This window comes from Psychromonas saccharinae, from assembly GCF_051201515.1.
In the GTDB taxonomy this organism is placed as follows: Bacteria; Pseudomonadota; Gammaproteobacteria; order Enterobacterales; family Psychromonadaceae; genus Psychromonas.
The window spans coordinates 1,808,746-1,822,438 of the sequence record NZ_CP195153.1; the positions used below are offsets into that span (position 1 = coordinate 1,808,746).

General features: G+C 38.7%; 15 protein-coding genes and 1 riboswitch. Of the genes, 5 read left to right on the plus strand and 10 right to left on the minus strand.

Annotated features, from left to right (window positions below; translation table 11 throughout):
* Nucleotides 1-248 precede the first annotated feature (248 nt).
* Both ACR30L_RS08040 and yddG read left to right on the plus strand, forming a co-directional pair.
* The gene (locus tag ACR30L_RS08040; protein WP_435237501.1) at nucleotides 249-1,400 is read left to right on the plus strand and encodes an EAL domain-containing protein; all 1,152 of its coding nucleotides are present in this window, start codon (nucleotides 249-251) and stop codon (nucleotides 1,398-1,400) included.
* A 66-nt stretch (nucleotides 1,401-1,466) separates the two neighbouring features.
* Complete coding sequence (yddG, locus tag ACR30L_RS08045; RefSeq protein ID WP_435237502.1) at nucleotides 1,467-2,423, plus strand: aromatic amino acid DMT transporter YddG; 957 nt, start codon at nucleotides 1,467-1,469, stop codon at nucleotides 2,421-2,423.
* Here the strand turns inward: yddG and ACR30L_RS08050 are convergent.
* The 8 genes from ACR30L_RS08050 to pspB all read right to left on the minus strand — a co-directional run bounded on the left by ACR30L_RS08050 (nucleotide 2,379) and on the right by pspB (nucleotide 8,782).
* Complete coding sequence (locus tag ACR30L_RS08050) at nucleotides 2,379-3,095, minus strand: sulfite exporter TauE/SafE family protein (protein ID WP_435237503.1); 717 nt, start codon at nucleotides 3,093-3,095, stop codon at nucleotides 2,379-2,381. The two genes, yddG and ACR30L_RS08050, sit on opposite strands and share 45 nt — an antisense overlap.
* 190 nt (nucleotides 3,096-3,285) lie before the next feature.
* Complete coding sequence (locus ACR30L_RS08055) at nucleotides 3,286-4,119, minus strand: MetQ/NlpA family lipoprotein (protein WP_435237504.1); 834 nt, start codon at nucleotides 4,117-4,119, stop codon at nucleotides 3,286-3,288.
* A 52-nt stretch (nucleotides 4,120-4,171) separates the two neighbouring features.
* Nucleotides 4,172-4,858 carry a methionine ABC transporter permease gene (locus ACR30L_RS08060; protein WP_435237505.1) on the minus strand — a complete coding sequence of 229 codons (687 nt, stop codon included), beginning with the start codon at nucleotides 4,856-4,858 and terminating at the stop codon, nucleotides 4,172-4,174.
* On the minus strand, nucleotides 4,848-5,882 hold the full coding sequence (gene metN / locus ACR30L_RS08065) for a methionine ABC transporter ATP-binding protein MetN (RefSeq protein WP_435237506.1): 1,035 nt from the start codon (nucleotides 5,880-5,882) through the stop codon (nucleotides 4,848-4,850). Before metN ends, ACR30L_RS08060 begins: the two co-directional genes overlap by 11 nt.
* A gap of 226 nt (nucleotides 5,883-6,108) precedes the next feature.
* Nucleotides 6,109-7,104, minus strand: coding sequence for an adenosine deaminase (gene add, locus ACR30L_RS08070; RefSeq protein WP_435237507.1), 996 nt, complete (start codon nucleotides 7,102-7,104; stop codon nucleotides 6,109-6,111).
* Nucleotides 7,105-7,116: 12 nt separating this feature from the next.
* Nucleotides 7,117-7,216, minus strand: a riboswitch (purine riboswitch).
* 41 nt (nucleotides 7,217-7,257) lie between these two features.
* The gene (locus ACR30L_RS08075; RefSeq protein ID WP_435237508.1) at nucleotides 7,258-8,139 is read right to left on the minus strand and encodes a PfkB family carbohydrate kinase; all 882 of its coding nucleotides are present in this window, start codon (nucleotides 8,137-8,139) and stop codon (nucleotides 7,258-7,260) included.
* A gap of 29 nt (nucleotides 8,140-8,168) precedes the next feature.
* The gene (gene pspC / locus ACR30L_RS08080) at nucleotides 8,169-8,564 is read right to left on the minus strand and encodes an envelope stress response membrane protein PspC (protein ID WP_435237509.1); all 396 of its coding nucleotides are present in this window, start codon (nucleotides 8,562-8,564) and stop codon (nucleotides 8,169-8,171) included.
* The gene (gene pspB, locus ACR30L_RS08085; RefSeq protein WP_435237510.1) at nucleotides 8,561-8,782 is read right to left on the minus strand and encodes an envelope stress response membrane protein PspB; all 222 of its coding nucleotides are present in this window, start codon (nucleotides 8,780-8,782) and stop codon (nucleotides 8,561-8,563) included. Before pspB ends, pspC begins: the two co-directional genes overlap by 4 nt.
* A gap of 146 nt (nucleotides 8,783-8,928) precedes the next feature.
* On the opposite strand from pspB, the gene ppiC reads away from it, so the two are divergent.
* Nucleotides 8,929-9,207: a peptidylprolyl isomerase PpiC gene (gene ppiC, locus ACR30L_RS08090; protein ID WP_435237511.1), complete on the plus strand. Its 279-nt coding sequence runs from the start codon at nucleotides 8,929-8,931 to the stop codon at nucleotides 9,205-9,207.
* A 135-nt stretch (nucleotides 9,208-9,342) separates the two neighbouring features.
* On the plus strand, nucleotides 9,343-10,977 hold the full coding sequence (locus ACR30L_RS08095) for a SulP family inorganic anion transporter (protein ID WP_435237512.1): 1,635 nt from the start codon (nucleotides 9,343-9,345) through the stop codon (nucleotides 10,975-10,977).
* A gap of 89 nt (nucleotides 10,978-11,066) precedes the next feature.
* Here ACR30L_RS08095 and ACR30L_RS08100 read toward each other — a convergent pair whose 3' ends face one another.
* On the minus strand, nucleotides 11,067-11,834 hold the full coding sequence (locus ACR30L_RS08100) for a TSUP family transporter (RefSeq protein WP_435237513.1): 768 nt from the start codon (nucleotides 11,832-11,834) through the stop codon (nucleotides 11,067-11,069).
* A gap of 130 nt (nucleotides 11,835-11,964) precedes the next feature.
* Here ACR30L_RS08100 and ACR30L_RS08105 point away from each other — a divergent pair, with 130 nt between their 5' ends.
* Entirely contained in the window at nucleotides 11,965-12,855 is an 891-nt protein-coding gene (locus ACR30L_RS08105; protein WP_435237514.1) for a LysR substrate-binding domain-containing protein, read from the plus strand.
* A 60-nt stretch (nucleotides 12,856-12,915) separates the two neighbouring features.
* Here the strand turns inward: ACR30L_RS08105 and ACR30L_RS08110 are convergent, their stop codons facing one another.
* A complete protein-coding gene (locus ACR30L_RS08110) occupies nucleotides 12,916-13,431 on the minus strand; it encodes a YbaK/EbsC family protein (protein WP_435237515.1) in 516 nt (171 codons plus the stop codon).
* Nucleotides 13,432-13,693 lie beyond the last annotated feature (262 nt).

Here is a 13,693-nt window from a genome sequence, read left to right on the forward strand (position 1 = left end):
TTAATTTAATTACTTTTTAAAAAAAAGCAAGTTAGCGATATTTTATAAAATCTTGACGCATATTAACAATGTAATGATTATAAGTTGTTTTAATACTTAACAAAAATAACGGGGGTATCATTAGTAACCGCTTTCAAAAAGTATTGCTAATATCAAATAAAAATCTTATAGTCAGGTAGTATATGTATGATAATCAGCTTAAACACGGCTGTTATTAACTTCACCTTAATGGGCAACAAGAGGTTTCGATGAAATTACTTATCATGGAAGATGAGTTTATAAAAAAAACGGTAATAGACCAGGCTATTTCGGGTTTAAAAATCACTTCTGTTTCGTTTAGCCATATTGACGAACTCTATCAATATATCTGTCAGGAAACGGAACCTTTTATTTTAATTTCAGAAATTCTTTCAGTCGCTGATATTCAAATTGAACATGTCAGTAAAGCCGTTAATTTACCTAATTTGATCGGTATTATTTTTTTAAGCCAATATGATGAAGATATTATCGAAATGACACGACATATCGGTCAAACCTTTGACTTTGATAATGTGCATGGATTGTCATTACCCAATACGCTATCCCAAATTCGAGAGAAAGTCGTTAACGTTATCGCTCAGAATGATACTGAATCACAGGTCAAATATATTCCCTTGTTATTGGATAAGAGTGTTGTCGATTACGCATGGGAACAGGACTTATTTGTGCCTTATTTTCAAGCCCAATTTTCTTCACTGGATGGCAATATTCAAGGCATCGAAATATTGAGTCGATTATGTATGGATGACTTTGTTTATATTCCCGATTGCTTTATCACAACACTGATTAAAGAAAGCCGGATCACTGAATTTACCTATCGAATATTACAAAAATCTTTATCGTTATTGAGTGAGTATCCCGAGTTTACCGGCTCTATATCTCTAAATATTGATTATCAATCCTTAAGTGATTTTGACTTTGCTAAAAAAGTATTAGGTATCATTCAACTGCACCATCTTGAACCGAGTAGATTAACCCTTGAAGTGACTGAAAATAAACCCATGCTTAATACCTCTGTGTTGAATAATTTGACTCTTTTTAGAATGGCGGGGTGTGCACTATCCGTTGATGATTTCGGCACTAAATTTTCAGGGTTTACTGAACTGTTAAAATTTCCCTTTACTGAAATTAAAATTGATCGCGAATACACTCAAAATATGACCCAGTCACCTCGGGCCTATAAAGTCGTCAAAGCCATTTGTGCCGTTGCACAGTCGTTAGATTGTCAAGTGGTTGCTGAAGGTGTTGAAACACAGCAACAAAGAGATTTATTATTAGCACTGGACATTGGCTCATTACAAGGATATTTTTACAGTAAGCCGCTGCCGATAGGTGAAGCGATGGCATTGTTAAAACATTAGCCGTCGGTATTGCTGTTATACATTTCTGGTACACATCAAGCGTTATTTCTTTGAAGGGACTCTCCATTGTTTATTAAACACAAATTTACACTCTATGGCGTAATGGCTATTTTGCTCTGGAGTTGCGTGATTGCTTTATTGAGAAATAATGCTGAATTACTCGGGCCGATTGGTGGTGCTGCGATGGTTTATAGTCTCAGTTCTGTGATGTTAATAGCGGTTTTAGGGTTTCCTAAATTGCGTGATTTTTCAATCAAATATCTAATTATCGGCGGTGGGCTGTTTGCCAGTTATGAGGTGTTATTTTCATTAGCACTAGGGTTCGCAAATGATCGTGTGCAAACGATTGAAATGGGCGTGATTAATTACCTGTGGCCATCTTTTACGGTATTGTTTGCCATTTTAGCGAAAAAGCATTTTGATAAAAAAGCAGCAGCGACACAAAAACCCACAAGTTGGTTAGTTTATCCAAGTATTGGCCTTGCTTTTTTTGGTGTCGCTTGGAGTATTCTTGGTGATCAAGGTTTTTCAATAGCGAGCTTATCAGAAAATATTAGCAGTAATCCGGTTGCCTATAGTTTTGCCTTCTCAGGTGCGATTATATGGGGATTTTATTGTAGTGTGACGAAGTATCTCTCCGATGGTAAAAACGCAATTACACTGTTTTTTATTTTTACTGCGATTGCATTATGGATTGAGTACGCGATTAGTGATGAACCTGTGATATCATTTTCTACGCAATCTGTTCTTTCATTATTTATTACCTCGGCGGTGATGGCGAGTGGTTATGCGCTTTGGAATGTTGCCATTATTGGGGGCAATATGATGTTTTTGGCGACACTTTCTTATTTTACGCCGATCTTTTCAAGTTTCACGTCAACCATTATATTAGGTGTGGCGCTGGGGCAAACCTTTTGGCAAGGCGTTATTTTTGTCACTATTGGATCGCTAATATGTTGGTGGGTGACGCGAGAAAAGTCAGAGACCTTGATAGATAGCGCTCATACCGCTAACGAAACATAGTAACAATGCACTGTAACGTATCCATTCTTTGGAAATATATTGCATCGAAAAGAGGGCAAAGCGGTAGCCTGCCCAAGTTGCAGGTAATAGAGGAATACTAATAAAGAGGTGATGCAGGGTAAAGTGGCCAATGCAAATAAGCACGATAATGGAAATAATTGCGCTAAACAAAAAGAATGCAGATAGGTTCCCCCTTAATGCATTCGCCTCTTGATGTTGCAGTAGTAGCGCCATTGGCGGCCCACCAATTCCTGAACTCGTTCCCATAAACCCTGATAACGCGCCTGCAAATGCCATTCTGTTCTGTGTAGGTTCAATGCGAAAGGGCAGTAAACTAATTGCCAGGGCGAGTAAGACTAACAAACCCAACCATAATGAAAGATGTGTTGAAGATGCATATAACAGTAATATTCCACCTAAAATTGATCCCGGAATTCGGGCTATCACCGCAATTTTTAATCCACCAATTTCAATATTTTCACGATATTTTAAGGTATTTAATATTGAGATAATTAATGACGCAATAAAAATAGGTCCGGGCACATAATTGGGATTAATTAAAAATAATAGGGGAGCGGCAATCACAGCTAGCCCAAAACCAATGGTTGTTTGTACAAAAGCACCAAGAAATATGATGGCCATGGCGAGCAGTGTGGTTGAATGAATATCCATTGATTAACGTAAACTCGAAATAGAAAAAATAGTTAAATTATACCACTCGTAGTAATTAGCTGATCTATTTTACTGGTTAAGGTATAAAAGTAGAAAAGATTTAGTCATAAAAAAGCCCAACATTATCTGAAACAGTATAGGTTGGGCTTTAATCATATAAGGTTATGATTGATGTGTCTGGAAAGTTAGCTTACCAACCTTTAACAACACCATCTTTAAATATTTTCATTGCAGCTTGGTAAACTTCTTCAGATTGATAAGCTTTAACGAAGGTTTTTACATCTTCAGAATCAACATTATCTTCACGACCAACGATTAAGTTAACGTAAGGAGAATCTTTTTCTTCAACAAAAATTCCGTCTTTTTCAGGTGAAAGATTAATGCTGCTTGCGTAGGTTGTATTGATAATTGCAAGCGTTACATCGTCTAAAGAGCGTGGTAGTTGAGGTGCTTCTAACTCCACAATTTTTAGGTTTTTAATAGTACTGTCAATATCAAGTACAGTGGCTGTTAAATCAGCACCGTCTTTTAATTTTAATAGGCCTTGTTTTTGAAGTAACATTAATGAACGAGCAAGATTTGTTGGGTCACTTGGTACTGCAATTTGATCACCGTCTTTTAGTTCATCAAGCGATTTTATTTTGCTTGAATAACCTGCAATTGGATAAACAAATGAGTTACCTGCGATCGCAAATTTATAACCACGATCTTTCATTTGTTGATCAAGGTAAGGTTTATGTTGGAATGCATTTAGGTCGATAGAACCTTCTTCTAATGCGGCATTTGGGGTGATGTAATCAGAGAAAATCACTAATTCAACATCTAAACCATATTTGTCTTTTGCAATACCAGCTGCGACTTCTGCAACTTGGGCTTCAGAACCTGCGATCACACCGACTGTAATTTTATGAGTCTCTGGTGCTTTTGTGGGTTCAACGGCGGCTTCTTTATTATTACAACCTGCTAACGCTAGCGTAGATGCTAAACCTACTACGGTAAATAGGCTCTTAAGATTAAAACGCATTTTATTTCTCCTTTTCAAGGGGATTCCCTGATTTATATTTAATTAAAAACGATTAACGATGATCGACACGTTTAACGAGGTGATCACCTAATGATTGAATAATTTGAACCAAAATAACGAGAATAACGACGGTGATCATCATCACCGTGCCATCAAAACGTTGATACCCATAACGAATACCAACATCGCCCAAGCCACCGCCACCAACGGTACCTGCCATCGCGGAGTAACCGACTAGAGTGACAAGTGTAATGGTGATTGCGTTAATAATGCCGGGAAGGGCTTCGGGTAATAATACTTTTATAATAATTTGCATTGGTTTCGCACCCATTGCCTGGGCTGCTTCGACTAATCCCGATGGAACTTCGAGCAATGCACCTTCCACTAAACGTGCAATAAACGGAATCGCCGCAATAGTTAATGGCACTATTGCTGCTGCGGTGCCAATCGAACTGCCGACGATAATACGGGTAAATGGAATAATCGCCACTAATAAAATAATAAAGGGAATTGAGCGGCCAATATTAATTACCGTACCAAGGACTTTATTAAAGGAGAGTTCTTCTAGTAACCCTGATTTCTTAGTGGTATGCAGTAAAACCCCTAATGGAATACCAAATAAAAAACCAATTAAACCCGCCGCAAAGACCATGGCTAAGGTTTGCTGTAATGCGTCGAATAACAACGCAATAAGGCGTTCATTACCTGTCCACCAACTAATTATTGAATCAAGCGACATAACCTAATACCTCTACTTCTACTTTATTTGTTTTTAGGAAATCGATAGCTTGTTGAGCTGCTTCATCTGGGCCGAACAGCTCCGCTAACATTAGGCCAAATTTAATGCCTCCGACGTAATCCATATTTGAACTAAGAATGGAAATATCAATATTAAATTTTCGTGCAACTTGGCTGATTAAAGGCGCATCGACGGAATCCCCCGTAAACTCAAGGCGTACTAAGGGAGATGAGTTGTCGATTTGCTGGGCAGATAAACGCATTTGGTAATCTTCTGGAATCGATAAATCCAGAGTAGAGCGAATAAATTGACGCGCAAGGTCTGTTTTGGGATGAGCAAAAATATCGCCAACGGGGCCTTGTTCAACGAGTTTCCCATCACCAATAATGGCTACTTCAGCACAAATCCCTTTTACAACGGCCATTTCATGGGTAATTAATAAAATAGTTAGGTTTAACTCTTTATTAATTTTGCGCAGTAATTCTAAAATCGATTGGGTTGTTGCGGGATCTAATGCACTTGTCGCTTCATCACAGAGCAAAACTTTAGGATCCGAGGCTAGCGCACGTGCGATTGCAACGCGTTGTTTTTGACCGCCACTTAAGTTTGCGGGGTAGCTGTCTTTTTTATCACTTAATCCAACCAATTTAAGCAAGCTTTCTACTTTAGTCTTGATCTCACTATTGCTAGTACCGGACAGTTCTAATGGCAGACTAACATTGTCGAACACCGTTCGTGAAGATAACAGATTAAAGTGCTGGAAAATCATCCCTATTTTACGACGTGCAAGGGTTAACTCGTGATTAGAAAGAGCGGTTAAATCAATACCATCAACGATGACATTGCCACTGCTTGGACGTTCCAATAAATTAACACAACGAATTAAGGTACTTTTACCTGCACCTGAAGAACCGATAACGCCGTAAATACAACCTTCATCGATATTAAGATTGATATCACTCAGTGCATTAATAACGCGCTCACCTTGATAAAATATCTTATTGACACTTTTTATTTCTATCATCAAATTTCCTGAATTGAACTAAAAGTAAATATAATCAGATGTTTAAAAGGACTCTGTTTAAGCAGCTGAGTATGATTCTACTCAAATGGCAAAGGGGGATATCAACGTTACCATTAAATAATTAGAGGGGATATTAGGACGTCTAGACGTCCTAGTCAATCGTAACTTAAGATCTACAAAGAATTAATTATACCGATTAATTATATTGATCGGTTTTGGCGGTAAATTACGCAACAAAAGTCAGTAAATATTGCTTTATTTCATCGCCTGTAAAGGCATGTTCAACGCTTGTTTTATAGATATTGACATAATCTTCGCGCGTTAAATTGAAGGTTTCTATTACCTTTTGAACTTCTTTTGTCATTGTTGTATCGGAAACCGTGCGATTATCGGTATTGATGGTGACAGGAACAGCATCTAAATAAAAATCTTTAATCGGATGTTCAATCAGTTTGTTAACGGCTTTGGTCTGAATATTACTACTCGGACAGGTTTCTAGTGCTGTCATTTTTTGTTTCACCAATTGGTATGCCTGTGGGTGACCTTTAATATGAATACCATGACCAATACGTTCTGCACCAAGCTGAGTAATGGCATCGTAAACATTTTGTCCTTCGCCTTGCTCACCAGCATGAATGGTAATGTGGTAACCCTTTTCCTGTGCATATTGTGCATGGGGGATAAATTCTTCGCAGAACCCAGGTGCTTCACCGCCGGCTAAGTCAAAGGCAACTACACCTTTACCAAGAAATTTTGTACCGGCGTCGATCACGGGATTAATTGTTTCCTTGGGCATATGGCGTAGTAAAGACAGAATATAATTGCCTTTAATATCGTATTGGGATTCAGCGCGCTGCATGCCTTGAATAACACTGTCGATGATTTGTTCAACGGTCAGGCCTTGTTCGGTATGAAGTAAAGGGCCAAAACGAACTTCTAAATATTTAACATTTTCAAGCGCGGCATCTTCAAATAGTTCGAAGGAAATACGTTCAAGGGCTTGGGTTGTTTGCATGACGGATAAGGGTAATGCAAAACGTTGTAAATATTCGCCGAGATCAGGACAGGTTTCTGGGGCGATCATTAATTGGCTAATATCATTAATATCAGTGCTAGGTAATTGAATGTTTTGTTGGGCTGCTAAGTCGAGCAGGGTTTGTGGCCGAACGCTACCATCTAAGTGACAATGCAGATCGATTTTTGGTAATGCTAAATAATCCATTGGTTTCTCCCTTTATTAATATTGTGCATTCATAATCAAGGATTTCAGGGCCTTGGTAGAAACTCCCAAACCATATTATCGGGATTATATGAAACATGTGACCGAACATGTTAGCAGTAAGGTTTAATCGCCGCAATTCAAAAGGGCACTAACTTAACTTGCTGGCTTTACATCTTGAGATGACATCAGTATATGCGCTTTTAATTCTTTGCCCGGTATTGAGCTTGGAGTGGACACGGCAATTGCGGCCCATCTTGCACCTTGATTAATCGCCTCAATAATCGGTTTGTCGGCAAGTAATGCATCAATGACTCCGGCTGCAAAGGTATCGCCTGCGCCAGTTGTATCAACGACACTTGATGGAATAGCGGGAACATGAATCGACACATTTTGTTCGTATACCACTGCACCTTGTTCGCTGTCGGTTACTATAAAATGGCGAAGTTGAGGGCCTGCGATACTATGCGCATATTCCCAAATGGATTCATCGCTTTTATTGGTAAACTGATGATGCTCTAGGTCGGATTTTGAGGTGATAAGAACATGGCAAGGGCGTGCTCGTTCATCCTTTGCAAGTTGTGCAACGACGAGTGTCTGTGGAAGCGCTGCATTTGCCCAGACACTGGCATTCACTGCAGACGAATTAATATATAACGCATCCCAGTGTGAAAAGTCAGGTTGGTTTTGTAATTCAAATAAAGGGCGTTCCGGACGGACAATGGTGCGTTCCTTGTCGGGCGTCATCAATAGCAATAACTCTGGCGTGACTAAATTATTTCGTTGTAGCAAACTGCAATCAAGCCCATGTAAACTGGCTTCGGCTAATAACCAATCGGCAGTATCATCATTACCAATTTGACTCACTAACGCGGCGTGGTGACCCGCTAGAATTAATCCGATACCGGTATTCGCACCTCCACCACCGAGGCGGCGGCCTAAATCTTTATAATGATGTCGGTCACCGGTAAGGAGAGGTTTATCTAATTGTAAAACCCGATCACAGTTAAGATTGGCAAGTAATAAAATATTGGACATAGCAACCCTAAGTAATTATTAATAAAAAACTAACGAGATTTAAACTCGCGTGCCATTTTAAATGCAAAAGAGGTGACATAACCTTCTAGTTGTTCGACATCTCGTTCTGCTTTGGTTAATTCATTGTCGATATCTTCTAAAATCTTTTTAGGTGTTTGACCCGCTTGCCAAGCTCGCTTTTTTATATTTTTTTTCTGATATTCACTTTGCTGCCATTCTCGTTTTTCAGGTAGTTCATCCAGAATAAAACAAGCAGCTAGGTACGCTAAAGTTGCGAAAAGTCCGGCAGAGAAGAGAAATAGGGAGACAAAAACAACGCGAATAATCCAGGCTTCAGCATTAAAATATTCTGCTATGCCTGCACACACACCTGCAATTTTTCCATTTTTAGGATCTCGGTAAAGTTGTTTTTTTGGTTTATTCATTTTTGTCTCCATTGCGGCACTTCAGCATCTAAGATCTCTTCAAGGGAAACAATTCGGTGTTGTAACTGTTCGGTACGTGTTAACAACTTATCTAATTGTTGTTGGTCTTCTTCAGTCAGCGACTTAGTAATATGTTTACGACTGCGATAATGAAGAATCAGCCAGAGCGGTGCAACAAAGAGAATAAAGATAATAAGTGGAATGGTAATATAGCTCATGGAAGCTCCATATTTATTGTGAATTAAGTTATTAATTTGATTGAATAATAAACAAGTTGCATCGACTATTATTAGTTTAGTCTCGCTATCTTATTATCAGCACGTTAAAATTATCATTATTTCCACTATTGATAAAGGATACTATCATGGCAAAAACCGCAGCAGCACTTCATATTCTAGTCAAACATAAAGAACAAGCAGAAGATATTCTTGCGCAATTAAAAAAAGGGGCAAAGTTTCAAACCCTCGCAAAGAAATTTTCTACCTGCCCAACGGGGAAAAAAGGTGGCGATTTAGGCGAGTTTAGACGAGGTCAAATGGTGCCTCAATTCGACAAAGCCGTTTTCTCTGCAGAAATCCTTACACCAGTATTAGTGAAAACTAAATTTGGTTGGCATGTTATTAAGGTGCTGTACCGTACTTAATTTTTGACAAAACTAAACTGTCGTTTCAATTTATGTATTTTTTTTATAAATAAAAATATAAAACTATAGTGATGGAATGCTCATAGGAATATAATGCGCGGATCATTTTATGCATAGGACAGGGCAGGAAAGTCGATGTTTGCAATTTGGGACGCGAAGCAAAAAGGTTTTTTACAGAAACAGTATTGGCTAAGAAATTTAATTTCGGGGGTGATTGTTGGTGTTGTTGCACTGCCGTTAGGGATGGCATTTGCAATTGCCTCTGGAGCTAAACCTGAACAGGGGCTTTATACATCAATTGTAGCCGGTGTGATGGTTGCTTTATTCGGTGGTAGCCGTTTACAAATAGCGGGGCCAACGGGCGCATTTATTGTAGTGCTCGCCGCCATAACAGCAAAATACGGGTTTGTTGGATTGCAGATTGCAACTATTATGGCTGGGGTTATTTTACTGTGTTTGGGGCTTGCCAAAATGGGCTCCGTGATTAAGTTTATTCCAGATCCGGTTATTATTGGTTTTACCTCGGGGATTGGTGTCACCATTTGGGTTGGCCAATGGAAAGACTTTTTCGGATTACCCGCTGTAACGGGTGAACACTTTCATCAGAAAGTTATTCATTTGTTACAAGTTTTACCGCAATTAAATTGGACGACAACCGGGCTGGCAATGTTATCACTCGCGTTGGTAATATTTAGCGCCAAAATACCAAAAATAGATAAGATACCTGGACCGCTGGTTGCCTTGTTGGTTGTTACTCTTATTCAGTATGTTTTTCAATTTGATGGTGTGAGTACGATTGGTTCTGCTTTTGGTGGCATTCCACAGGGACTTCCTGAGTTTTCTGTACCAGATATTACTGCTGGACAAATTATTAGTTTGATTGGTCCTGCATTTACTATCGCAATGTTAGGGGCGATTGAATCTTTATTATCAGCGGTGGTTGCCGATGGTATGGCTGGTACGCGTCACGATTCAAATCAAGAATTAATCGGCCAAGGTTTAGCGAATATTGTCACACCTTTCTTTGGTGGTTTTGCTGCGACAGGAGCCATTGCGAGAACGGCAACAAATATTCGTAATGGTGGTAATAGTCCTATTTCGGGTATTGTGCATTCAATTACACTTATCTTAATTCTCGTTGTACTTGCACCACTTGCTGTGAATATTCCATTGGCGACACTTGCTGCTATTTTGTTTGTTGTTGCTTGGAATATGAGTGAAGCGAAGCATTTTATCAAAATTGTCAAACGCGCACCGCGTGCCGATGTGGTGATATTATTAATTACCTTTGGTTTAACTGTATTTGCAGATCTTGTTGTTGCGGTAAATATTGGGGTTATCCTAGCAACCTTACATTTTCTTAGAAGAATGGCGGGCAGTGTAGAAGTCAGAAAGTCAGAAAAATCAGTTGTATCTGAAGAGCTTTCAGCACGTGGTATCGATAATTTACCCGATAATATTTTAGTTTATACTATTGAAGGTCCTTTTTTCTTTGCTGCGGTAGAAAACTTCGAACGTGCATTAGTGGGGACAAATACCTATCCCGAAACATTAATTATTGGTTTAAAATGGGTACCATTTATTGATGTTACTGGCTTACAAACATTAGAAGAAGTTATTGAAGATTTACATAAACATAATGTTCGGGTGATGTTGTCGAGTGCCAATGCGCGCGTCGCAGGTAAACTACATCGGGCCGGTCTTTATGATTTAGTGGGAATTGAAAATCATTTTACTAATTTAACTTCGGCAATCAGAGCTGCTTCATAAAAGTAATATGGTACGCACAACATACTCGTTATAAAAGTGCGAGTAGGGTGTGTTGTGCGTACCAAAAAACTATTTTATAGCGGTTATTTTTAACTTAACAATAATAACTTCGCACTCATCGCTATTGACATAGTGACCATTAATGGACGAATAAACTTAACCCCCTTAGTGACCACCATTTTAGAACCCAATGTACCGCCAATAACTTGTCCAATTAACATTGAAATCCCTAATATCCATAACACTTTACCGGCAATTGCAAAGCTAATCAGTGCCGCGATGTTACTCGAAAAGTTAAGTACTTTTGCATGCGCAGTTGCTTTAATTAAGTTATGGCCTGCAAGTGATACAAACGCGAGTGTAAGAAAACTGCCGACACCCGGCCCAAAGAACCCGTCATAAAAACCAAGGGAAAGCGCAATGATGAAGGCAAACAACGTTGGACCCACTATTTGTTTATTATCTTCTGCTGCAATTTTCTTAGAAAATAAAAAGTAAGCGCCGATGCCTAGAATTAAAAATGGAATAATGGACTTTAATATCGCAGTATCAATTTGTTGAACCGCAATAGTACCTAGGATGCTACCTGTAAATGCGCAGAATATTGCGAGTTTCATTTCTTTTAAATTAACAATCCCTTTACGAACAAAGAAATAACTAGCCGAGAAGCTACCGCCACAGGCTTGTAATTTGTTTGTACCGAGTACAACCGTTGGGGGTAAGCCAACCCACATTAAAGCAGGGATACTCAGTAGGCCACCACCACCGGCAACGGTATTGATAAATCCAGCTAAGACAGCAACAATAAAAAGGATGGTAGCGTGTTCAGTTGAAACGCCGAGAATTTCGATGATCATAGGTGAGTCACTCAGGTTTTATAATGGTAGGTATTTAATCGGATTTGCATAGCGGGTGCAAAAGAGATATCTTCCAGCTTGTGTGAGTTTTTCTCACCTATTATTTTAAATATCAACGATGGGTTTGCCTATGTATTCAAATTTACCTCCCTTAAAGTCATTGCGTATTTTCGAGTCTGCTGCACGACATGTAAGTTTTACCCTTGCTGCGAATGAGCTTCATGTGACACATGGTGCGGTGAGCAAACAGATTAAAGGATTGGAAGCGTATTTAGGCATGCCGTTATTTATTAGGCAGCATAGAAAGTTACAATTAACCGATGAAGGAAAGTTGTATTTACCGCATATTCAAGCTGCTTTACAGGGTATTAAAAATGCGACTAGCGATATGCAGTCGCAACGTTTAAATACGCAAAGTTTGTCAATAAATGTCTTACCGAGTTTAAGTCTGGGCGGGTTTATTCCGCATTTAGAAGAATTTAAACTACAGCATCCAGGACTTTATGTGGATTTATCAATTGGTAATAATGCTGAGGATTTATCCCAGTGCCATGCTGATATTGCTATCCGTACTGCTATTGAAAAACCAACGGACGTCAATGCAACTAAATTAATGGATGAAGATTTATGTTTAGTCTGTTCACCTGAACTTGCAAAGCAAATGGACTCATTAGAGGATCTCAATAATATGGTGCTATTAAGGCATACATTACGTCCTCAAATGTGGCAATTATGGTCCGATGCGATAGGGTTAACATTATCAACGGAAAGAAAGTTTGGGATGGCTCATTTTTATATGCTTCAGCAAGCTGCAGTAAGTAGTATGGGCGTTGCGCTTATTCCGCGATTTCATATTGAAGAACAATTGGCTGATGGCTCGTTGGTCATTCCTTTTTTAGTGTCATTTATTAGCCCTTACAGTTATTACTTATTAACCCCAAAATCGGCTAATTATCCTTTTAAGGTGCAGGCATTTATTGATTGGTCGTTAGACGTATTTGCTCCCTATAGAACGTCTTAACCCTTCAGAATCTTTATGATTAAAAGGTTCTGGAAGGTCGATGCCGTATAAAATAGCGTGCTATTTATGACTGAGGGTTTCAACAAATTGCGGATTGCCGATAGCGGAGCCGCAAATCGTTGTCATTGGCATGAGTGCTGCCATTTTTTCATATAATGTATCGTCAATACGGATTAAATAGCGCGCATCATCGGCGGTAATAAATATTTCGTCGGCGGTCAATAGTGCATTATCAAGCAGTATTTTCATTTTATAGGCAGTGCCCATACTTGGAATTGAATGTTGGTTATATTCTGGCGATAAATCATCAAGCAGCCATTCATTCACTAAATGAAACTCTGAACCGAGTGTTTGGTTTATTTCATTCATTAACAAAGGTGTATTTTCGGGTAATGTTGCCAAGACATATTGTCCCGTTTGGTTTTGTAAAATAACCACCTTTGCCACTTCATCGGTGGGTAAATGGAGTGAATAGATTGAGGGGGATGTTTCACTTATTGCAGTCGATGAGTGCGCAATGCCAGCCTGTATATTCTGTAGAGAGATATATTCATTTAACGTGATTGAAATAGCCATTTTAACTCCTTCTGTCACTATGATCTGTCTAATGCTGATTAAAAGTTAATCAATCATGCAAATCTTGTAGGTTATTGATTAACTATAGTTTAATTATAATTTTTAGTGAGAAAAAAATGACTGAGAGTGAAAAAATAATGTGTTTTAGTTCGCATTTTTCTTTGAAGGTTAATGACGTTAATTATTGATTTTTCTTGTGCTAACGGATCAATATATTATCAAAATGTGAACTAAGGCAAGACATTGTTCATGCTTGTGAAAA